This window comes from Methylobacterium sp. J-070 (genome assembly GCF_022829385.1).
GTDB lineage: Bacteria > Pseudomonadota > Alphaproteobacteria > Rhizobiales > Beijerinckiaceae > Methylobacterium.
In genome coordinates, this window is record NZ_JAKSXX010000048.1 from 1 (window position 1) to 21016 (window position 21016).

The 21016-nt window shown below is 73.0% G+C and carries 18 protein-coding genes; 11 read left to right on the forward strand and 7 right to left on the reverse strand.

Annotation, left to right across the window (positions count from 1 at the left end):
- From MKL01_RS02685 to MKL01_RS02705, 5 genes are all read left to right on the forward strand, one after another.
- Positions 1–555: hypothetical protein (locus MKL01_RS02685; RefSeq protein WP_243903694.1), on the forward strand; the 555-nt coding region annotated here is incomplete at its 5' end.
- A 2-nt stretch (positions 556–557) separates the two neighbouring features.
- Positions 558–1817, forward strand: coding sequence for a MotB family protein (locus MKL01_RS02690; protein WP_243903695.1), 1260 nt, complete (start codon positions 558–560; stop codon positions 1815–1817).
- Complete coding sequence (locus MKL01_RS02695; protein ID WP_243903696.1) at positions 1814–3100, forward strand: chemotaxis protein; 1287 nt, start codon at positions 1814–1816, stop codon at positions 3098–3100. Before MKL01_RS02690 ends, MKL01_RS02695 begins: the two co-directional genes overlap by 4 nt.
- Complete coding sequence (locus tag MKL01_RS02700; protein WP_243903697.1) at positions 3097–4656, forward strand: flagellar hook-length control protein FliK; 1560 nt, start codon at positions 3097–3099, stop codon at positions 4654–4656. The genes MKL01_RS02695 and MKL01_RS02700 overlap by 4 nt, the downstream gene beginning before the upstream one ends.
- A complete protein-coding gene (locus tag MKL01_RS02705) occupies positions 4616–5161 on the forward strand; it encodes a transglycosylase SLT domain-containing protein (RefSeq protein ID WP_243903698.1) in 546 nt (181 codons plus the stop codon). The genes MKL01_RS02700 and MKL01_RS02705 overlap by 41 nt, the downstream gene beginning before the upstream one ends.
- 503 nt (positions 5162–5664) lie before the next feature.
- Here MKL01_RS02705 and MKL01_RS02710 read toward each other — a convergent pair.
- From MKL01_RS02710 to MKL01_RS02720, 3 genes are all read right to left on the reverse strand, one after another.
- Entirely contained in the window at positions 5665–6069 is a 405-nt protein-coding gene (locus MKL01_RS02710; RefSeq protein ID WP_243903699.1) for a hypothetical protein, read from the reverse strand.
- Positions 6070–6267: 198 nt separating this feature from the next.
- Complete coding sequence (locus MKL01_RS02715; protein ID WP_243903700.1) at positions 6268–6888, reverse strand: cell wall hydrolase; 621 nt, start codon at positions 6886–6888, stop codon at positions 6268–6270.
- A 337-nt stretch (positions 6889–7225) separates the two neighbouring features.
- Positions 7226–7552, reverse strand: a complete 327-nt coding sequence (locus tag MKL01_RS02720; protein WP_243903701.1) for a DMT family transporter — start codon at positions 7550–7552, stop codon at positions 7226–7228.
- 410 nt (positions 7553–7962) lie between these two features.
- Here MKL01_RS02720 and MKL01_RS02725 point away from each other — a divergent pair, with 410 nt between their 5' ends.
- A complete protein-coding gene (locus tag MKL01_RS02725) occupies positions 7963–9186 on the forward strand; it encodes a serine hydrolase domain-containing protein (protein ID WP_243903702.1) in 1224 nt (407 codons plus the stop codon).
- Positions 9187–9228: 42 nt separating this feature from the next.
- Here the strand turns inward: MKL01_RS02725 and MKL01_RS02730 are convergent, their stop codons facing one another.
- A complete protein-coding gene (locus MKL01_RS02730; protein WP_243903703.1) occupies positions 9229–10545 on the reverse strand; it encodes a DUF4105 domain-containing protein in 1317 nt (438 codons plus the stop codon).
- A gap of 866 nt (positions 10546–11411) precedes the next feature.
- Between MKL01_RS02730 and MKL01_RS02735 the strand changes: the two genes are divergently transcribed.
- Positions 11412–11840, forward strand: a complete 429-nt coding sequence (locus MKL01_RS02735) for a MucR family transcriptional regulator (protein WP_243903704.1) — start codon at positions 11412–11414, stop codon at positions 11838–11840.
- Positions 11841–12026: 186 nt separating this feature from the next.
- Here the strand turns inward: MKL01_RS02735 and MKL01_RS02740 are convergent, their stop codons facing one another.
- Positions 12027–12980 carry a PAS domain-containing protein gene (locus tag MKL01_RS02740; protein ID WP_243903705.1) on the reverse strand — a complete coding sequence of 318 codons (954 nt, stop codon included), beginning with the start codon at positions 12978–12980 and terminating at the stop codon, positions 12027–12029.
- A 707-nt stretch (positions 12981–13687) separates the two neighbouring features.
- On the opposite strand from MKL01_RS02740, the gene MKL01_RS02745 reads away from it, so the two are divergent.
- Positions 13688–14623 carry a sugar kinase gene (locus tag MKL01_RS02745; protein ID WP_243903706.1) on the forward strand — a complete coding sequence of 312 codons (936 nt, stop codon included), beginning with the start codon at positions 13688–13690 and terminating at the stop codon, positions 14621–14623.
- A gap of 130 nt (positions 14624–14753) precedes the next feature.
- Entirely contained in the window at positions 14754–15551 is a 798-nt protein-coding gene (locus MKL01_RS02750) for a DUF502 domain-containing protein (protein ID WP_243903707.1), read from the forward strand.
- 178 nt (positions 15552–15729) lie between these two features.
- Here the strand turns inward: MKL01_RS02750 and MKL01_RS02755 are convergent, their stop codons facing one another.
- Both MKL01_RS02755 and recG read right to left on the reverse strand, forming a co-directional pair.
- Complete coding sequence (locus tag MKL01_RS02755) at positions 15730–16053, reverse strand: hypothetical protein (protein ID WP_243903708.1); 324 nt, start codon at positions 16051–16053, stop codon at positions 15730–15732.
- 282 nt (positions 16054–16335) lie between these two features.
- Positions 16336–18558, reverse strand: a complete 2223-nt coding sequence (gene recG, locus MKL01_RS02760; protein WP_243903709.1) for an ATP-dependent DNA helicase RecG — start codon at positions 18556–18558, stop codon at positions 16336–16338.
- Between the two features lie 99 nt (positions 18559–18657).
- On the opposite strand from recG, the gene MKL01_RS02765 reads away from it, so the two are divergent.
- Positions 18658–19542 (forward strand): alpha/beta fold hydrolase, encoded by an 885-nt coding sequence (locus MKL01_RS02765; RefSeq protein ID WP_243903710.1) that lies wholly within the window; start codon positions 18658–18660, stop codon positions 19540–19542.
- A gap of 142 nt (positions 19543–19684) precedes the next feature.
- Complete coding sequence (locus MKL01_RS02770) at positions 19685–20896, forward strand: UbiH/UbiF family hydroxylase (RefSeq protein WP_243903711.1); 1212 nt, start codon at positions 19685–19687, stop codon at positions 20894–20896.
- The last annotated feature ends 120 nt before the right edge of the window (positions 20897–21016 follow it).

Here is a 21016-nt window from a genome sequence, read left to right on the forward strand (position 1 = left end):
GGGCCGGGGGCGCATCAGCCGCCGGCGCCGGGGCCGCCGCCGGATCCCGACGCCCTCGCGGCGGCCGAGCGGGGGGAGGGCCGCCGCGAGGGCGAGGCCGCGGCGGGCGCGGCCGCGCAGGCAGCCGCCGCCCGGGAGCGGGAGGCGGCCGCCGCCGCGCTTGCCGAGGCCCGGCAGCGCTGGGTCGACGCGGAATCGGCGGTCCTGGCCGGCGCCGTCACCGCGCAGGTCCAGGCGCTGGAAGCACGCTTGGCCCAGAGCCTGACGCGGGTGCTCCAGCCGTTCCTGCGGGAGGCCCTGCGGCGGGAGGCGGTCCGCGAGCTGCAGGCGACGCTCGCGTCCCTCGTGGCGGACGACCAGGCGGGGACGCTGGCGCTGACCGGCCCCGCGGATCTGGTCGAGGCGCTGGCGCGGCGCCTCGCCCTGCCGCCCGGCCGCCTCACCGTCACCGCGGACGGCAGCCCCGACCTGCGCGTCCGGCTGAACGGCACCGTCGTCGAGACGCGGCTCCAGGCTTGGGGCGAGCGCCTCGCCGCCCTGGTCGAGGAGGGCTGAGCATGGCCGAAGGTCAGGCCGAGATCATCATCGTCAGGCGGTCCTCCGAGGAGGAGCACGCCCATCACGGGGGCGTCTGGAAGATCGCCCTGGCCGACTTCATGACGACCCTGATGGCGCTGTTCCTCGTCCTCTGGCTCATCAAGGCCAGCAACGAGGAGACGAAGACCAGCATCGCGAACTACTTCAATCCGATCAGCCTGTCCGATGCCCTGCCGATGCGGAAGGGATTGAACGATCCGGAGCCCAACGGGGTGAATACCGGGCCTGGCAACAGGGAGGGCGCGGGCAGCAAGGACAGCACCGCCGACTCGTCCGCGCGCCCCCCGGACAAGGGCAGCACCCTCCCGCCGGGATCCGTGACCCGGGAACACGAGCTGTTCCAGGACCCCTACGCCGTCCTGGCCAACCTCGCCACTCAGCCCGAGCCCGACAAGCCGCAGAGCGCCACGATCGGCGATCTCGGCGAGGCGGGCCGGCGCGGCGGCGACGTTCCGCGCGATCCCTTCGATCCGCTGTACTGGCAGGTGACGACCGTCGCGCCCGCGAGAACGGACCGGCCCGCGGCCGCCGGGATCACGCCCCTGCCGGCCCAGGCCAAGCCGGACGTGCGCGGCGCCGGCATCTCCGCCAGCAAGGAGGCCGAATCCAAACCCGCGGAGGGGCGCCCGGAGGATGCCAAGGCGGCGCAGGGCAAGAGCGGCGAGGGCAAGAGCGGCGAGAACGCGAGCGGCGAGAGCAGGGGCGGGGATGCCGCCGCGGACAGGCTCGGCCAGACCCGCGGGGAGAACGGCGCGGCGGCCCAGGCGGCGCTGAAGGCGGAGATCGCCAGGATGTTCCCGTCTTCCGCACCCGGGACGCCCGGTCCCCGCGTCGACGTCCAGGGCACCCCGGAGGGGGTGCTGATCAACGTGACGGACGACCTGAACTTCAGCATGTTCGCGGTGGGCTCGGCCGAGCCCCGCCCGGAGATGGTGCGGGCCATGGAGCGGATCGGCAAGGCGCTCGCCGCGCGGCCGGGCCGCATCATCGTCCGCGGCCACACGGACAGCCGCCCGTTCCGGTCCGAGGTCTACGACAATTGGCGGCTCTCGACGGCGCGCGCCCACATGGCGTCCTACATGCTCACCCGGGCCGGCCTCGACGAGGGACGGATCTGGCGGGTCGAGGGGGCGGCGGAGCGGTCGCCGCGCAACGCCGCGGATCCGAAGGCGCCCGAGAATCGGCGGATCGAGATCCTCCTGCAGGGATCGCCGGGATGACGCGGATCCTGTCGGGCATTCTCGGCCTGCTCGCCGCGGGGCTGGCGGGAGCGGCGGCCGCGGAACCGGCGCCCGCGCCGGGCACGGTTCCGCAGGCGGCGGCTCCGCAGGCGGCGGGGGCTGTGCCTCCGGGCCCCGCACCAGCCGCGGAGCCGCCGCCCCGGGCGGCCGGGCCCGTTGCGTGGGTGCGCACCCTGCAGCTGCTGCAGGACCGGGTCGCCGCAGGCTCCCTGTCGGCGCACGAGGGCCAGCTCCTGATGATCGTCCGGATCAACGAGGATCTGCTCCAGGCGGCCCCCGAAGTCTGGGCCGACGGGCACAATGTCCAGGCCGCCATCGTGTTCGCCCTGAGCGGCGGCGGCCCGGCGATCCTGCGGCGCCTGATCGCCCGGGCGGCCATCGGCGAACCCGAGGCGACGCTCGCGCGCGGAGCGCTCGCCTACGTCGAGGGGCGCGAGGCCGAGGCGAGCCGCCTGCTCCGGGATGTCGACACGACGCCCCTGCCGCTGACGCTGGCCGGCGCGATCAGCCTGACGCAGGCCTCCCTCTCGGTGACCGAGAACCCGGTCCGGGCCATCTCCCTGCTCGATCGGGTCCGGTTGCTGCTGCCGGGGACCCTGACCGACGAGGGGGCGCTGCGCCGCGAGATCTTCACGCTCGGGCAGATCGGCGACCTGAAGAAGTTCGAGATCCTGACGGTCCAGTATCTGCGCCGCTTCCCGCACTCGATCTACGCGGGCAATTTTCGCCAACGCCTCGCGTTCCAATTGGTCCAGCTGGATGCCGGACAGGACGCGGAACGCTTCGCGGTGCTCGACCGAATCCTGGGTGAGCTGGACGCGGAGAGCCGGCGGGACCTGTACCTGCTGATCGCCCGGACGGCGATCCAGGCGGGCAAGACGGCCGCGGCGCTCCAGGCCGCCGACAAGGCCCTCGCGCTCTGCGCACCCGGGAGCGTGGACGCCATCCAGGCCCGGCTCTACCGGGCCGCCGCCGAGATCGTGAACCTGGCGACGTTCCAGTCCGGGCTGCGCACCTTGAGAAGCCTCGACCGGGCGAAGCTGCCGTCCCGCGACATCATCCTGCTCGACACGGCGCTGTCGACCGCCGACGAAATCGGGCGGGGGCTCACCGGTCGGCCGGGCCTGCCGGAGGCCGAGGCCGCCGCGGCGCAGCCGGCGCAGACCACCGCAGGCCCCGCCGGCGAGCCCGCCAGCCTGATCCCCAAGGCCCAAGCCATGATCGACCAGGTCGATCTGCTTCTCCGGAAGGCCAATCCGTGACTCAGATCGCCGCCACGATCCAGAAGCCCGCCCCGCGCTCCGACCGGGACATCGCCTCGCCTCAGCCGGAGGCGGACCTCCCGAACCCGCCGGGGGCGGAGCGGCAACGCGGCTTCGGGGCCGTCCTGCGCGAGGCCTCGGGCGCGCCGGCCGCGTCGCGGGCGGACGCGGCCAAGGAGGACGCCGACGGATCGGTGGAGAAGGCCAAGCCCGAGGCGGCGAGCGCGGGCCCCGCGGGACCCCCGCCGCCCCCGGCCGATCCGGCCGCCTCCGCGGTGGCGATGCTCGCCAACCTGCTGAACACCGCTCTGCCCGCGGACCGCCCGGCCGGCCCCTCGACGGGCGGCGCGGCGGACGGCTCGCCCGCGCCCGTCCCGTCGGCGGCCGCCCCGGCGGCGTCCGTCTCGCCGACCGCCGTCTTGTCCGAGCCCGTCTTGTCCGAGCCCGTCGTGTCCGCGGCGGTCCGCGGCGGGTCCGCGGCGGGCGGATCCGGACCGGTCCCGGACGCGGTGGCGCCCGCCGGAAGCGCGCCGGTGGCCGGTGGAGACGCCACGCCGCCGGCGCTGCTGGACACGTCCGGCCTCGGCAGCGCGCCCGCGGTCGCGGTGCTCGACCGCGCGGTCCACTTCAAGCCCGTGCAGGCCAACGCGGCCTCGGCCGATCCCGCGCTGACCGATCCCGCGCGACCGGAGCCTGCGGTGCCGGCCCCGCCGCAGCCGGCAGCGCCGGCCGCCGCGGACGCCGCCAAGCCGCAGCCGCCCCGGACCGCGTGGCCGGATCTGGCCGCCGCCGCCGCGAAGGCGGCGCCCAAGATCCCGGCCCCGCCGGTGCCGCGGCCCGCGGACGCCGATACGATCGCTGCCGCGCCGGGCCTCGATGCGGCGAGCCGCACCGTGCTCGAGGACGGCCGGGCAATCCGGGCGATCGCCGCGACCGTCCTCGAGCCCGGCAGTCGTGGCGAACCGGAGCGCGCGCCGAGCCTGGGACCGCAGGACGGAACCGTCCCCGGCACCGTCCCCGGCACCATCCCCGGCTTGCCGGCCGGCGCCCTGACGACGCTCGCGGCGGCGGTCAAGGACGAGCTCCGCCGTGTCGCCGAGGCGGGACTGGCGGCCCGCGTCCAGGCCGATCCGGCCGCCGCCGCCACTCCGGACGGGCCCCTGCGCGTTCTCAGGATCCAGCTCAAGCCGGAGGATCTGGGCACCGTCACGGTGGAGCTGAGGCTCACGAACGGCCAGCTGGAGACGCATCTGCGCGCCTCGCGGCCCGAGACGGCCGCGCTCCTGCACAGGGACACGGCGATCCTCACCGATCTCCTGAGGCAGGCCAATTACCAGGCTGAGGTGACCGTCGGGCAGGCCCGCCCGAGCGATGGAGGCGGCTCCTCCGGAGGGTCCTCCGCGCAGGGGCAGGCCTCGTTCAGCCAGGGCGGCGCGCGACCGGGCCCGGGAGGAGACAGGCAGCGGCAGGCGGAGCAGCCCCTCGCCCCCGGCAGGCGCGACGGAGAGCGGACAGATGCGACGGTACGTCCTCGCGACAGCGGCGTTTATCTCTAGCGCGCTCCCGGCCGCCGCGAATGTCTGCGAGGCCGAGATGGGCCGCGCCTCCGCGCGCTACGGCGTGCCGCTCGGCGTGCTCTACGCCGTCGGGCTGGCCGAGACGGGCAAGCGCGGCTCGCTCCAGCCCTACGCCATGAACATCGAAGGGGCGGCCTATTTCGGGACCGGGCTCCGGGACGTGGTGGCGCGTTTCATGGAGGCGCGCCGCAGGGGCGTCCGCCTGATCGATCTGGGCTGCATGCAGATCAACCACCACTATCACGGCGCCAAGTTCGGCTCGGTCGAGGCCATGATCGAACCGCGCGCCAACGTCGAGTACGCGACGCAGTTCCTCAAGGAGCTGAAGCAGCGGGAGGGCAGCTGGACGCTGGCCGTCGCCCGCTACCATGCCGGCCCGCACAACAACGCGGCGCAGAAGGTCTACGTCTGCCGGGTCCTGGCGAACATGGTGGCGACGGGCTTCGGCCAATGGACGTCGAACGCCAAGCAATTCTGCCGCTGACGCCGCACGCTGCCCGGCCGGCTGCGGCAAACGGGTCGGCGCCGCGTCGCCTGTGCGGGGGGCCGAAGCACCGGGCGGAGCTTTGCGGCAGCCGGCCGGCGGCCCGGTTCGACGCGCCCGCCTTCGCCCGACCGGGGCCGGATCGCCCCCGCGTGCCCGCAGCAATCCCCGGTGGACATTCGGCCCGCGACTGATGTCTTCCAGCGGATCCGCCCTAGACACTGAGGATGTCCTGACCAGGACGGCAGCCACGATCGGTTTGCGGGGGCTGGAGCAGCATGAACGACCCGCCGGACTCCCCCAACCGCCAATCGGCCCGGACCGCGCTGCTGATCGTCCTGACCCTCGCGGCCATCGCGGTCTCCACCTACACGCTGATCCGGATGGATTAGGCGGGCTCGGACCGTCGGCTCCGTGGGTTCCGCCGCCTGTGCCCGGGAACCGGTGACCCGTTGGCCGAACCGCCGCGGGTCACGCCGCCACGCCCGGGCCGGCCGTCGGGCTCACACCCCCCGGCAGGTCCCGTAGCTGACCTTGACCTCGTTGCGGTCCTCGGGGTTCAGCTGGGCTTCCACGAAGTTCATCTTGTTCAGATCGATCAGCAGGAAGTAGACGCCGTTCTGGCACTTGATCGCGTTGCGCGGCGTGCGTTCGTTCAGACGCGGTGACGCGATCTGACATTCGTAATAGTCGGAGCGTCCGGCGGAGATCACCGTCAGCAGGCCGCCGCTGGAGACCACCGAGAAGGTTCGGGCCTTGTGGGGCTTCGCGCCCTCGGGGATCACGACCGGATCGAGACCGACCGACACCTCCTCCGTGCACGCCATCGGGCGGCGCAACTGGGCCGCCGACGGTGCGACGCTCAGCAGGAGGAGCGCACCAGCGAGCGCTACCCGGTTCGCGATCATCGGCGATGCATCCGTGATTCGTGGGTAGTTTCTACCGGCAAGCTAGGCCGGTGTCCGCAGGTGTAAATGCCGCAGGTCAGGGCGGATGCAACGATCAACAGCTATACTGAAACATTCGGGGGCTTCTCGCCGGCGATTACAGGCCGAGCCGGCAGCATCCGGCGGGATGTTGCGGCGGTACGCCCGGCCTGATCGGTCTCAATGCGCGGTGGCGACCGGGACGGCCGCGTAGGTCAGGATGGGCGCGGACCCCGTCGCCGCCTGCGTGTCGGCGGAAGGCGGGGCGGACGGCGGGACCGAGGTCTTGGCCGGGCGGGTGTCGCGCTTCTCGTAGAAGGCGTTGCCGCCGGCGACCGCCACGTAATGCATGTTCGTGTACGGGAAGGTCCGTCCCGCCGTGTGGAAGTACAGCGCCTTTCCGACCTTGGGATGCCGCTCCCCCGCCAGGACGGCGTCGGCGGCGTCCGCGACCTTCTGGAGGTCCTTGTCCTGCATCGGCTTGGTCAAAACCCCCGGGGCGAATTGCCCGGGCTGACCGACCACGGCGCAGATCCCGCCGGGAAAGATCGCGTTCTCGAGCCGGTTCATGACGACGGTGCCGACGGCGACCAGCCCGTCCGCGTCGCTCCGGTTCGACTCGAAGTACATGGCGCGGCCGAGGCAATCGCGTTCCGCATCGCTGACCACCACCGGCGGCTTGCGGTCGGCGATGGATCCTGTCGTGAGCACCGACGCGCCGGTATTGCAGCCACTTATTCCCAAGGTCACGGCCATGACGGCCAGAACAGGACCAATATTCGTCCGCGCGCTACCTGGCATGCATGCCCGCTCCGTGCTCCTTTTCAACCTCGTCCCGGCACGCAGCGGCTCCGAAGAGCGCTGCGGCACGGCGCCTCGACAGGGCCGCGGCGGAGCTTGACTGTACGTTCGCGGCGAGGATGTGGCGGCGTCCCGCGAGCCGGCGCGCCCCCGCGAGCACGGGGCCGGCCCCGGTCCGCGGACGCCGGATCCGGACCGGGGATGCGTGCGACGGTTTCCCTCGGGCTCGAAGGGGGACGCGGTGCGGCGTCCGTCCCGCGGCGGCCGGTGGCGGACGATCCGATCCGCGCGCGGGCCGCTCCCGAGGGGGGGCCGCCTCAGTTCTGGCCTTGACCGCTCAGTGCTGGCCTTGACCGGCGGCCAGGATGGTGACGCCCACGGCGATCACGGCGATTCCCGCCAGCATCGTCGGGCTGATCGTCTCGCCGTACAGCCACGCCCCCCCGAGCGCCGCGCCGATCATGCCGATCCCCGACCAGATCGCGTAGACGACGCCGATCGGCAGCATGTCCATGCTGGTCGACATCAGCCACAGGGCGGTGCCGTATCCCACGGCCACGATCAGGGTCGGCCCCGGCCGGGTCAGGCCGTCGGCGGCCTTCAGCGCCAGGGTGGCGGTGACCTCGGCGCCGATGGCGAGCCCGAGGATCAGGAACGGATTCATGGCACTCGGATCCTTCCGGACTGCGCAAGCTTCGTGGATCGGCCGGACGATCCGTGTAAAACCCCGCAACGAATCAGGCATCCGCGCAGACGGGGCCCCGACCCCGCGGCGCAGGTCTGCTTGGATCGACACGACCGCAGGGACGGCCGCCGCGCAACATCTCTCCGCAGAATCCATGAACATTTCCGAACTCTCGCCGCCGCTCCGCCTCGTCCCGGTGCGGCCGGCCGGAAACGGCCTCCGGCGGACGGTGGCGGCCCGACCCGGGGGCGTTCGTTAAGGCCTCCCGATCATGGTGGCCCCGCGCAAGCGCCTGCGGCACATCCGAAGCGCTTGCGGCACATCCGAAGCCCCCGCGGCCCAGCCGATACGCCCCAACCCGCGACGATCCGGAGCGACGCAGAGCCATCATGACCCCGTCCTGCGCGCTCTCGGAGCCTCCCGGCCGCCTGCGCCGGGGCCGCCGCTGGGGCCTGATCGCGGCGGCCGGCGGCGCCGCGGCGGCCTGCTGCGCCTGGGCCGCCACCGCGCTGATCCGGATCCCCGATCCCGTCACCCTCGCGGCCCTCGCGATGGTCCAGCCGTCGGCCGTGGGCACCTGGTTCCCGAGCCGGGTCGTCCAGGCGCCCGCGCAGGCGAGCGCCCTGCCGGTCCGGCCGCGCCCGATCCTCGACCGGGTCGCCTGGAAGGGGCGGACGGTCCCGCTCATGACGGTGCTGGAGGCGACCCGCACCAACGCCTTCCTGGTCCTGCAGGACGGGGTCCTGGTCCACGAGTGGCAGCGCCCCGGCACCGGACCGGCGACCCTGTTCCCGTCCTGGTCCGTGGCGAAGTCCATCGTGTCGCTGCTGGTCGGCACCGCGGTGGCGCGGGGTCTTCTCTCCGAGACCGACCGCGTCTCAGCCCTGCTGCCCGAGCTGAGGAACGGCGCGATCTTCGGCCAGATCACCCTGCGCAACCTCCTCGACATGGCGAGCGGGATCGCCGTGCCGGAGAACTACGATCCCCGCCACCCCCTCACCGGCACCGCCGGGATGTACCTGACCCGGGACATCGCGGCCTTCGTGCGGGACAACGCCCACCTGGCGTTCAAGCCCGGCAGCCGCGGCCGCTACCGCAGCATCGACACGGAGCTGCTCGGCCTGATCCTGGCGCGGGTCGAGGGCAAGCCGCTGGCCGACATCCTCTCGGAGCGGATCTGGAAGCCCATGGGGGCCCAGGCGGACGCCACCTGGAACCTCGACCGGGAAGGCGGGGTCGAGAAGGCGTTCTGCTGCATCAACGCGACGGCCCGCGACTTCGCCCGCCTCGGCCTTCTCGTGGCCGGCCAGGGGCGCTCCGGCCCGAACCGCATCATCCCGGCCCGCTGGATCGAGCGGATCCTCACCCCGGCGCGCCGGGAGGTGGACGGCTGGCAGTACTCCGCCCAGTGGTGGCACGCCCCGGGCGGTGACGACCACGACATCGCGGCGATCGGCGTCTACGGCCAGTACATCTACGTCAACCGGGACACCGGCACGGTGATCGTGAAGCTCAGCGACCACGGGGCCGAGCAGGACGAGATCGACACCCTGTCGGTCATGCAGGCCATCGCGGCCGATCTCGCCGCGGGCGCGGCCCGCGGAACCCCCTGACCGGACCCGCCGCGATCCGGCATTCAGGCGCCGCGCGGCCGGTCAGGCCCCGGTCGAACCGGCATCCGTCACGGACGGGCGCCGCGCGAGCGGGTTCAGGCGGGCCAGGGCGCGCGCCCGCCCGTTGCGGACGAGCCGCCAGCCGACCCGCCGCCAGGGGATGGAGGGTACCGGCGAGACCGGATCCACCAGGGCGCCGAGCGCCCGCGTGTAGTCGAGGACCAGGCCGGGGGTCCAGGTCATGGACCGGGCGCCGCTGCGCAGGAAGGCCGCGGCCCAGAATTCCGGGGTTGTCAGCGCCCGGGCGAGCCGCCGCCAGGGATGGCCGCCGCGGCTGAACGCGCCCTCGACGGCGACGTCCAGCGCCCGGGCGACCGTGGTCGAGCAGTTGCGGCTGATGAAGTTGTAGGTGGTGTCCCGGTGGTAGGCCTCCCAGAAATCCCGCAGCCGCGCGGCGTCGATGCCGGTCAGCGTGACCGCGACGGTCGCCGGGCACCAATCCGCGACCTCGTCGGCGTGGGAGGGCAGGAACCGTCCGGCCACGTCGTTCTCGTGGCCGGCGCGCAGGCTTGACCGCAGGTTGGCGGGCGAGCGGTCGATCTCCACGGCCGGGTAGTGGCTGATGTAGAGATCGCTGCCCTGCGCGAGGGCGGCGTGGCCGGTGGAGTACCGCCCCGCCTTGTCGACGGAGGCCACGTAGCGCCGGATCAGCCGCTGGCCGGTGGGCGTGGTGGCCTGCCCGGTCGGGGTCCAGACATAGACCGTCAGGCTGTCGGAGCCCGCGGGCGCGTCCCGCGCCGGCTCGGCCCGGAGCCGCCGCGTGCGCAGGCCGACCAGCGCCAGGTTGGCGCCGTTCAGGATCAGGAACATCCCGATGCAGTAGCCCACCGTCCCGGCGTACCAGGTCGGCCACGGCTGCAGGTGGAACAGGCCGAAGCCGACGCTCAGCGCGCCCAGCGCCGCGGAGATCCGCCAGCCGGTGAACTTCAGCAGGCTCGCGATCGCGATCCGGATCACGCCGTCGACCGTGAAGGCGATGCCGAAGATCATGGCGAGCAGGAAGGTGCTGTGCCGCGTGGCCATCAGGATCAGGACGGCCATGATCGTCAGGAGCCCGCCCTTCAGGAAGCGGAGCCGGCGCGCGGCCCCCAGGGTGGAGGCTCCCACCGCCAGGGAGCTGACGCCCTCGGCGAGCAGGATCAGGCCGAACCACCGGTCCGGGACGTGGAGCGCCCCGTCGAGGGAGTCGATCACGACGAGGAGCCCGAGCAGCGCCCACAGCAGGCCCGTCGCCAGGATGAGGTGCCAGTGCCGGCGGACCGCCGCGTGGCCCACGAGCAGCAGCCAGAGCGGCGCCATCCGGCCGCCGACCGCGTCGTCCGGCCCGGGCGAAGACGGCGCCGCCAGGGCGCGCGGAAGTGACGTCGAACACGGTCCGGACATAAGGGTCGCCCTCGAAAGCGCGCGTCTGAGAGCCCCGCCGACCGGGTCCGCCGGCCCTCATGCGGGAAGACGAGGCGCGGTGGACGGCCCATGTGCCGGGCGCTCCGGGCGCAACATCCCCGACTTGCCTGAGGACTCTGTTAATCGAAGCCCCGATCGCCGGCCACCCCGGTCCGGGATAACCTTAACGACATCTGTGCCGATGCCGCACCGGTGCGGTTCATGCGGCGGCCAATGCCGCCGTCAGCCCGCGGCATCTTCGGCGCCCCGGGATGGCGGGCCGGCGCGGCCCGGCCGCTCGGGATTCGCATAATGAATACTTAAATCACCCCCGTGAAACCGGGTCGGACGCGCCGCGGGAGCCGCGCGACGCCGGGAGGGCCGCGCGACCGCACCCACCTCAACGCATCGTCCCGCCGGCGTCCGCGCCGGACTAGAGGCGCGCAGGCCCTGTCTCCAGGCCTGATTCGCGGCCTTACGGCCTGTCATGGCGCGACCATCCGAAGTCATCGCCCGGAGGATCCCGCGCGATCACAGGCGCTGCACAATATTTGCTGAATGCCGCTACAAGCAACAACCTTGTGTTGTCAGGTCCGAACGAATTGTGCTCAAAGTAAATCTAAAGATAAACACTGGACATTGTCGTCCAATTTTGTATTGTTAGGTGCCAAATTTGGCATAGCAGAAGCATTCTGCCGAAGGATGGCGGTCGGGAATTCTTTACATTCTCGGTATCCCATCTCTCAATCGGCCATGATTCGTTTGTGTGTACCGGGGGGTCTATGAACACTATCGATCTACACGAAAAATCCTCAGATCTGAATACGGATCTGATCAAGTGCACGGCTTCACTGGTGGCCGCTTATGTATCCCGGAACGCGGTGGGGGTGGGGGACCTGCCGGTCCTGATCGATCAGGTCCACACCGCCATCTCGGTGCTTCAGAGCGGCATGCCGGGTTCCGGGGCGGGCTGGAGCGGCCCGACGGCGGCGCAGATCGAGGCCTCGATCCAAGAGGACGGCCTGATCAGCTTCATCGACGGCCGGTCGTACAAGACCCTGAAGCGCCACCTCACGGCGCACGGCCTCACCCCCGAGCGCTACCGGGCCAAGTACGGCCTGCCGGCCGACTACCCGATGGTCGCCCCCGGCTACGCCGCCAAGCGCTCGCAGATCGCCAAGGCGATCCAGCTCGGCCACAAGGCCGCCTGAGCGCGCCGCGGCCCGCGGGACCTGCCCCGACGGCCCAGTCGAGCTGTCGGCGGCACGGGAGCGCGGGCCGCCGCCCGCGACCGGCGATGCGCAGCCCGGATGACGGCGCGGCGCCCGCCACGGCATCCGGTCCGGCTCCTGGGGGGGCCGGACCGGATGTGCGCCGGCGCGCCGCCGCGGGTCCGCTCACGCCCGGGCGACCGCCAGGGCTCCATCATCCATGGCCACGAAGCGGATGCCCGCCCGGCGCAGCGCCTCCACGGCATGAAGCCGCGAACGGCTGCCCCGATGCTCGCTGTCGTCCTCCAGGCGCCGCACCGTGGAGTGGGACAGCCCGCTCGCCTGAGCCAGGTCCATCATCGACCAGTCGAGCAGGGCCCGGGCGGCGCGCAGGTGGTGGCCGGCCACGGATTGCTCGAGGCCCGCATGGAAGACGGCCGGCAACCGCGTGCTGGTCCGGGCCGGGTATTTGAGGCCGCACCGGCCGAGATACGCGCCGTCCGCGTCCCAAACCGGCATCGTGAGGATCCGGAACTGCCAGAGCTCGCCGTTGGCGAGGCGCTCGTGGGCCGTGCCCTGGAAGAACGACCGGTGCTCGATCTGCTGATCCGCCATCGCCTGGAACGCCTTGCGCTCCTCGGACACGATGAGGAGGAAAGGATCGACGCAGATCTCCTCGAGCGGCAGGCCGTGGACCTGCGCGATTTCGACGGGCAGGTCCCGGACGAGGTCGAGGCTGACCGAGAAGGCCGCGATGTGCTCGGTGAGGTAGAGCGCCCCCCGCCGCCGCCGCTCCGCGTGCCGCAGATGGGCCAGCTGTTCGCGGTCGCTCACATCGAGGGCCATGCCGCTGACCGCCACGGGCCGGCCCTCCGCCGAGAAGCGCACCTCCATCGTCATCGAGAGGATGCGCACCGTACCGTTCGGGCGAATCACCCGGACGACCACCTCCCGGGGAACGTGGCCTTCGCGGACATCGGCCAGCGACGGGAACCGGGACCGGTCCTCCGGATGGATCAGCGACAGCAGCAGGTCGTAGCTCGCCTTCGCGGCATTCGGGACCAGGCCGAGCAGGCGGTAGAAGCCCGGCGACCAGACCTGCTCCCCGCCCGCGAAGACCCAGCTCCAGGCGCCGCTCACCCCACGATTTTCCGTGATGGTCAGGAACTCTCCCGAAGAAAACGTCAGGGCGCTGAGCGCAGAATGAAACATTTCCGAACGATCCCGTCCGTCTTATCGATCACTATCGCCGATCCGTTGTCGCGGCGTCAACGCGTTTTTCTCGGTCGAATCCGCACACAACATTCCTAATTCGTCTCGCCTCGGCCGAGATACACGGCGCGACACGCCGGTTGCTGCTTTTCTCGGCCGGGACGCGACGGAGCCGCGGGTCGGCCCTCGCCCACCCCGCGGGGACGGCCATCGACAAGCGGCCGCCGCCCCAGCCGGGCGAGGACAGAGCAGGCGACAGGATCGGGGTCGTGTCCAACAGAATCCCCATTCAAAGTTGACGTTTTTCCGACGCCCCAATGTCATCGACGACCCGCAGCAGCATCTTTGATCGATTTCGATATTGATCTGAATATATAATATATGTCTAAATCATCCTCACGATCTCGGTTATATTTGATGATCAATATATCGATTGATCGACTTCAGGACTTATATATACGGAAACTCCGCCTTTCCGGCCGGGCCCCGGCGGCGAGCCAGCCTCCGGGGATGGGTGCAACCGTGATATGCGTCGGACACAGGGGCGCAGGGGCAGGGCGGGCCCGGCCCCGGCGCACCATCGTCGGCCGGGACGGGGCGGCGCGGGGCCCGGGCACGCCATCGGGAGGGGTCGGATGAGGGTCGCCTGCATCGGCGAGTGCATGGTCGAGCTGTCGGAGCGCGCGGACGGGAGCCTCGTCCGCGGCTTCGGCGGCGACACGCTGAACACCGCCCTCTACCTCGCGCGGCTCGGCGTCGCGGTCGACTACGTGACGGCGCTCGGCGACGACGTCTGGAGCGACGAGATGGCGGCGGCCTGGGCTCGGGAGGGCATCGGCCTCCGGCAGGTCCGCCGGCTGCCGGGCCGGATGCCGGGGCTGTACATCATCCGCACCGACCCGGCCGGCGAGCGCAGCTTCCACTATTGGCGCGAGCGGGCCGCGGCCCGGGATCTCTTCGCCGGGCCGGGCGCCGCCGGGACGCGGGCCGCCCTCGCGGCCTACGACCTCGTCTACGTCTCGGGCATCAGCCTCTCGCTCTACGGCGCGGGCGGGCGGGCCGCCCTGGCGGAGACCCTGGCGGCGCTGCGCGCCCGGGGCGGGCGGATCGCCTTCGACACCAATTACCGCCCCCGCGGCTGGCCCGACCGGGACGAGGCCCGGGCCGCCTTCCGGGCCGCCCTGGCGATGGCCGACCTGATCTTCGCCTCGGTGGAGGATCTCGACTGGCTCTTCGGCGCGGCGGGCGAGGCGGAGGTTATGCGCCACCGCGGCCGGGCCGAGATCGTGCTCAAGGTCTCGGGCGGGCCGGGGCCCGTCGCCCGGGTGCTGCACGGAGCGGACGAGACCGCCGTGCCGGCCGGGCCGGTGGCGCGGGTCGTCGACACGACGGCCGCGGGGGACAGCTTCGCGGCGGGCTACCTCGCCGCGCGCCTCGCCGGTCGGGCGCCGGAGGCCGCCGCCGCCGCGGCGCACCGCCTCGCCGGGGCGGTGATCGGGCATCGCGGTGCCGTGATCCCGAAGGCCGCGATGCCGGACCTCGCCCTCCGGGCACCCGCCTCCGACGCATGACAGCGGCCGGAGGCGGGTGCCGGCGCCCGGGCGCGGCCCTTGAGACGGGCAAGCGCAACCGCTACCTCTGCCGGCGGGGGATGGCCCCCGCAGCAGGATCGCCGCGCGTCGAGCGGCCGAGAGGGCACCCGTGGCGCCGAGTCCCCCGCCGACCCAGGTCCCCGAGCCCGACGCCCCCGCGCCCGGCGGCGCCACACCGAAGACGCGGGTCAGCGCGCGGGGCCGGCTGCGCACCTATTTCCTCACCGGCATCATCGTGGCCGGGCCGCTCGCCATCACCGCCTACATCACGTGGTGGTTCATCGCGCTGATCGATTCCTTCGTGAAGCCCCTGGTGCCGACGAGCTACCTGCCGGACCATTACCTGCCGTTCTCGATCCCGGGCCTCGGCCTCGTCATCGCGTTCCTGGCGGTGACGCTCCTCGGCTTCCTCACCGCCAACCTCGTCGGCCGCTCGGTGATCGAGTTCGGCGAGGTGCTGCTCGCCCGCACGCCGGTTATCTCCGGCCTCTACAAGGGCCTGCGCCAGATCTTCGAGACCCTGTTCTCGGCCAACGGAACCTCGTTCCGCACGGTCGGGCTGGTGGAGTTCCCCGTGAAGGGCACGTGGTCGGTGGTGTTCCTGTCCGCCCCCGCGGCGCCCGACATCGAGGGCGCGCTCCGGGCCCGGGGGGCCGCCGCCGACGAGCTCGTCGGCGTGTTCCTGCCCTGCGCGCCCAACCCGACCACGGGCTTCTTCTTCTACCTGCCCCGCGCCGAGGTGGTGGAGCTCGGCCTCAGCGTCGACGACGCCGCCAAGCTGGTCATGTCGGCGGGGGTGATCCAGCCGGAGGATCCTCAGGGCCGGCTCAACGCCATGGCGGGGTCCCTGCGGGCGGCCCAGCAGGCGGGTGAGGCGGCGGCCCGGCGGGAGCCGCAGGACGCGTGAGAGCCGCGGCTGCCGGGTGAGGCGGTCGCCGACCCGTCCCCACGCTCACCCTGCCGGGCCGCGGTGCAGCCGCGCGGGATGAGGGCGCGGATGCGAGCGCCCGGCCAGGACTCGGCCACGAAAAAGGCCGCCCCGCTTGTGCGGGACGGCCCTTGAAACCTGGTCCTGTCTGAGCGCTTCAGCGCTGCAGCGAGGCCGTCTGCGGCGCGATGGTCGGCGGGGTCGCCTGCGCCACCGTCACGCTGCTGCGGGGGGCGGCCGGCGTCCATCCGGTGGCGCATTGCAGCGTCAGGGCGAGGCCCAGCGCGATGCAGAGGCCGTTGGCGGCCAGCCAGAACGGGCGGGCGGCCCGCCGCACCGCGGCCTGCAGCTCGTCCGCGCTCCGGCTCGCCGCCTCGACGGCGCGATCCGAGATCGGCATCAGCCAGGGCTCGGTCGGTAGGGCTTGGATACCGGCCATCTCGTGGGAGCCCGGCAGGTTCTGGAACAGTCCGTTCGACATGTCCGTCCTCCAGATTCGTCCGTGATGTCCCGGCTTACCGGGCCATTCGTTCATCTGCAGTTAAGGGAAGATTGTGGCTGATGCAAGGTCAAGGCCCCTGCCCACGGGCCGCCGGAGGGGGTCCGGGCCCCGGCCACGCTTCCGCGCCGCCGGGGCAAGTACCTGACGACAATCAGCTTTTCCAAGAGCCTGTGACATCGCCGCATCGGACTACCGATCCGGATGCCGGAGGCCGCACCGGGCCCGCCGATCCTGAACGGCGGGCTTCCCTGAACGGCGCCGTCACCCGGCGCCGATCAGCCGGATCGCCGCCTCGCGCTCGAACAGGTAGAGCAGCACCCGCAGCGCCTGCCCCCGCGGGCTCTTCAGCCCGGGATCGCGCTCGACGATCATCCGGGCATCGTCGCGGGCGGCCTCCAGCAGGGCACCGTCGCTCTCCAGCCGGGCGAGCCGGAACGCCGCCAGGCCCGATTGCCGGGTGCCGAGCACCTCGCCCTCGCCGCGCAGCTTGAGGTCGGCCTCGGCGATGCGGAAGCCGTCCTCGCTCGACCGCATCATCTCCAGCCGCGCCCGGGACACCTGCCCCAGGGGCCCCCGGTAGAGCAGCAGGCAGGAGGAGGCCTTCGCGCCACGCCCGACCCGGCCGCGGAGCTGGTGCAGCTGCGCCAGGCCGAACCGCTCCGCGTGCTCGATCACCATGATGGTCGCCTCGGGCACGTCGACCCCGACCTCCACCACCGTGGTCGAGACCAGCAGCTTGGTCTCCCCGGCGGCGAACCGCGCCATGGCGGAATCCTTCTCGGGGCCCGGCATCTTGCCGTGGATCAGCCCGACGGTGTCGCCGAAATGCTTGTGCAGGTCGTCGAAGCGCTCGGCCGCCGCGGCGAGGTCGACGAACTCGGATTCCTCCACCAGGGGGCAGATCCAGTAGACCCGCTCGCCCCCGGCGATCGCCCGGGCGAGGCCGGCCACCACCTCGTCGATCCGCTCGGTGGACAGGGTCAGGGTCCGGATCGGCTGCCGGCCGGCGGGCTTCTCGTCGAGGATCGACACGTCCATGTCGCCGAAGAAGGTCAGCGCCAGGGTGCGGGGGATCGGCGTCGCGGTCATCACTAGGAAGTCGACCGCCTCGCCCTTGGCGCCGAGCGCGAGGCGCTGGTGCACGCCGAACCGGTGCTGCTCGTCCACCACCGCGAGCCCGAGATCGCGAAAGGTCACGGCCTCCTGGAACAGCGCGTGGGTGCCGACCAGGATGTCGATCTCCCCGGCGGCGAGGTCGGCCAGCGTGCTCTTGCGCTCCGCGGCCCGGTCGCGGCCGGTCATCAGGCGCAGGCGCAGCCCCCCCGCGAGGGGCTGAAGCCGCGCGAAATGCTGCCGGGCCAGGATCTCGGTGGGGGCCATCAGGGCGGCCTGCCGCCCGGCCTCCACGGCCGACGCCATGGCGAGCAGGGCCACCGCGGTCTTGCCCGAGCCGACATCGCCCTGGAGCAGGCGCAGCATCCGGCGCGGCGCCGCGAGGTCCTGGCGGATCTCCGCCACCGCCCGGCCTTGCGCGCCGGTGAGCGCGAAGGGCAGGGCGGCGGCGATGCGCCCGCTCAAGGTCCCGTCGCCGGCGTTGACCCGGCCGGCCTTGCGCCGCTGCCGGGCGCGCAGGAGGGCCAGCGCCAGCTGCGAGGCCAGCAGCTCGTCGTAGGCCAAGCGCCGCCGGGACGGCGTCGCGGGGGGCGGCTGGAGCGGATCCTCGGCCTTCGGGGGCGCCTCCTCGGGGCGGTGCTCGAGGCGCAGGGCCTCCGCGAAGGCGGGCAGCCGGTTCTTCTCCAGCCAGGCCGGATCCTGCCATTCCGGCAGGACCGGCAGGCGGTCGAGGGCCGCCACCGCGAGCTTGTTGATCGCCCGCGAGGTCAGCCCCTCGGTGGCGCCGTAGACCGGCTCGACCGCGGGCAGCTCGGCGAGCCCCGCCTCGTCCACGATCCGCGACGGGTGGACCATCTGGCGGGTGCCGTCCCACAGGTCGATCCGGCCGGTGATGTAGCGGTGCGCCCCAAGCGGCAGCATCTTCTCCACCCGGGGCCGGGGCATCCCGAAGAACACCAGCGTGATGTCGTGCCCGGAGGCGTCCTCCACCACCACCCGGTGCGGGCGCTTGCCCGAGCCGATCTGGGCCGGGCGGTGGTCCACCACGGTGACCCCGAGGGTAACCGGCTCGCCCACGGGCGCCTCGCCGACCGAGCCCATCAGCTTCCGGGCCACGCCGCCCTGGGGCAGGTGGAACAGCAGGTCCACGACCCGGGCCTCGCGCTCGGGCGTGCCGAGCAGCTTCTCGATCAGCGGCGCCATCTTGGGGCCGATGCCCGGCAGGGCGCGCGCCGGGGCGAACAGGGGATCGAGGATGCTCGGGCGCAGCGTCGGGGCGACCGCGGGCGCGCGGCCGGTCTCGCCCTCCGGCGCCTCGGCCGCCGCGGGATCCTTCAAGGCCGGGTCCTGAGTCGCGCGTGCATCTGGCATGGCGGTTCGGCGGACATGGTGCCGGACGCGCCTTATCATCCGGTGCATCCCGTCGCGCCAGTGCGGCGTGGCAGCGACAGACCCGGGAGACCGATCCCCATGGCCAGCGACTTCCTGCCGGGTTTCGACCGGCACCGGATCGAGACCGAGCCCGGCGTGACGATCCATGCCCGCTCGGCCGGATCCGGCCCGCCGGTCCTGCTGCTGCACGGGCACCCGCAGACCCTGTCCACGTGGCTCCACGTCGCCCCGCGCCTGGCCGAGCGCCGCACCGTGGTGGCGATGGACCTGCGCGGCTACGGCGATTCGGCCAAGCCCCCGGGCGGTGAGCGCCACGCCGCCTACGCCAAGCGCGCCATGGCGGCCGACGCCGCGGCGGTGATGCGGGCGCTGGGCCACGACCGCTTCGCGGTGGTCGGCCACGACCGGGGCGGGCGCGTCGCCCACCGGCTGGCCCTGGACCACGCGCAGGCCGTCGAGCGCGTCGCCGTATTCGACATCGCCCCGACGGCGACCATGTACGCGCGCACCGACAAGGCCTTCGCGACCCGCTATTTCTGGTGGTTCTTCTTCATCCAGCCCCATCCCCTGCCGGAGACGCTGATCGGCGCCGACCCCGAATTCTTCCTGCGCCACCACGTCGAGGGACAGTCGAAGACCCCCGGCTCGACCCCGCCGGACCTCTTCGCCGAGTACCTGCGCTGCTATTCCGACCCCGCCTGCCGCCACGCGATCTGCGAGGATTACCGGGCGGCGGCCGGGATCGACCTGGAGCACGACGCCGCCGATGCGGACGCGCGGGTCACGGCGCCGCTGCTGGCGCTCTGGGGGGCGAAGGGCACGGTCGGCCAGACCTACGACGTGCTGGAGACCTGGCGGGAGAAGGCGACCGACGTCTCGGGCCGGGCCCTCGATTGCGGCCACACCCTTCAGGAGGAGCGGCCGGAGGAGGTTTTTTCCGAGCTGGCGGCGTTCCTCCTCTGACCGGTCGCGGGCGTGCGGCGCCGTGACTCCCGGGGCCGGCGCCGCGCGCCCTTGGCAGGCGTGCCGAACACCGCAGATAGGGGATGCCCCGCAGCGGACCGCGTCACGCGGCACCGCCGGGCGGCGAAGTGAGCAGGGAGCCATGTCCGACACGCCGGAACACCGATTCGACGTCGCCGTGGTCGGGGCCGGGGCCGCGGGGCTCGCCGCCGCGCTGGCCATCGCCCAGGCGGGCATCGCCACGGCCTTGGTCGGCCGTCACGCCCCCGTGGCGGACGGGCGGACCGTCGCGCTGCTCGACGGGTCGGTGCGCTTCCTGGAGGCGCTGGGCGCCTGGGGGGCGGTGGCGCCGCACGCGAGCCCGCTCTGCACCCTGCAGATCGTCGACGACACCGGCAGCCTGTTCCGGCCGCCGCCGGTGCGCTTCCAGGCCGCCGAGATCGGCCTCGACGCCTTCGGCTGGAACGTCGAGAGCGCCCGGCTGGTCGAGAGCCTGCGCGCCCGCGCCCGGGTCCAGCCCAGCCTCACCCTGGTCGAGGCGGATTCCGCCGGCGTCGCCCCCGGGGAGGCGGCCGCCCGGATCGCCCTGGCGGAGGGCGGCGCGGTCGAGGCCCGGCTGGTGGTGGGGGCCGACGGCGGCCGCTCGGCGCTCCGGGCCGCCAGCGGCATCCGGGTGCGCGACTGGACCTATCCGCAGAGCGCGATCACCACGATCCTGGCCCATGACCGGCCGCACCGGGACGTCTCCACCGAGTTCCACACCCGCTCCGGCCCGTTCACCCTGGTGCCGCTGCCGGGGGGCCACCGCTCCAGCCTGGTCTGGGTGACCGGGGAGGGGGCGGCGCGCCGCCTCGCCGCCCTCGACGACGCCGCCCTCGGGCAGGCGGTGGAGCGGCAGGCCCGGGCGATGCTCGGCGCCATGCGGGTCGACGGTCCGCGCGGCCTCGTGCCGATGCGCGGGCTCGCGGTGGCGACCCCGGTGGCGCAGCGCCTGGCGCTGATCGGCGAGGCGGCCCACGTCTTCCCGCCGATCGGCGCGCAGGGCCTCAACCTCGGCCTGCGCGACGCCGCGACCCTGCGCGACGGTGTGCTGGCGGCCGCCCGCGACCGCCGCGATCCCGGATCGCGCCCGGTGCTCGACGCCTACGCGCGGGCGCGCCGGGTCGACACGGCGGCGCGCACCGCCGCGGTGGACCTGCTCAACCGCAGCCTGCTCAGCGACCTGTTGCCGGTGGACGCGCTCCGCGGCCTGGGCCTGCTGGCGATGGCGCAGCTCGGCCCGCTGCGGCGGCTGGTGATGCGGGAGGGCGTGCTGCCCCGGCTCGGCGCGCCGGAGCTGATGCGCGGGACCTGATCAATCGGGCCTCGGTCACGACGCTGCCGCGCCCGGTCCCGGGATCGAACGAGGGCCTGACCGCGGATCATCGCCCGGCTTGCCCTCCGCCTCGGCGGCGCGGGCGGAAGCCGGGCGCGG

Coding starts and splice junctions, on each gene's coding strand:
- MKL01_RS02690 (WP_243903695.1), top strand. CDS start 558: ATGGCCGAAGGTCAGGCCGAGATCATCATCGTCAGGCGGTCCTCCGAG.
- MKL01_RS02695 (WP_243903696.1), top strand. CDS start 1,814: ATGACGCGGATCCTGTCGGGCATTCTCGGCCTGCTCGCCGCGGGGCTG.
- MKL01_RS02705 (WP_243903698.1), top strand. CDS start 4,616: ATGCGACGGTACGTCCTCGCGACAGCGGCGTTTATCTCTAGCGCGCTC.
- MKL01_RS02710 (WP_243903699.1), bottom strand. CDS start 6,069: ATGATCGCGAACCGGGTAGCGCTCGCTGGTGCGCTCCTCCTGCTGAGC.
- MKL01_RS02715 (WP_243903700.1), bottom strand. CDS start 6,888: ATGCCAGGTAGCGCGCGGACGAATATTGGTCCTGTTCTGGCCGTCATG.
- MKL01_RS02720 (WP_243903701.1), bottom strand. CDS start 7,552: ATGAATCCGTTCCTGATCCTCGGGCTCGCCATCGGCGCCGAGGTCACC.
- MKL01_RS02725 (WP_243903702.1), top strand. CDS start 7,963: ATGACCCCGTCCTGCGCGCTCTCGGAGCCTCCCGGCCGCCTGCGCCGG.
- MKL01_RS02730 (WP_243903703.1), bottom strand. CDS start 10,545: ATGGCGCCGCTCTGGCTGCTGCTCGTGGGCCACGCGGCGGTCCGCCGG.
- MKL01_RS02735 (WP_243903704.1), top strand. CDS start 11,412: ATGAACACTATCGATCTACACGAAAAATCCTCAGATCTGAATACGGAT.
- MKL01_RS02745 (WP_243903706.1), top strand. CDS start 13,688: ATGAGGGTCGCCTGCATCGGCGAGTGCATGGTCGAGCTGTCGGAGCGC.
- MKL01_RS02755 (WP_243903708.1), bottom strand. CDS start 16,053: ATGTCGAACGGACTGTTCCAGAACCTGCCGGGCTCCCACGAGATGGCC.
- recG (WP_243903709.1), bottom strand. CDS start 18,558: ATGCCAGATGCACGCGCGACTCAGGACCCGGCCTTGAAGGATCCCGCG.
- MKL01_RS02765 (WP_243903710.1), top strand. CDS start 18,658: ATGGCCAGCGACTTCCTGCCGGGTTTCGACCGGCACCGGATCGAGACC.
- MKL01_RS02770 (WP_243903711.1), top strand. CDS start 19,685: ATGTCCGACACGCCGGAACACCGATTCGACGTCGCCGTGGTCGGGGCC.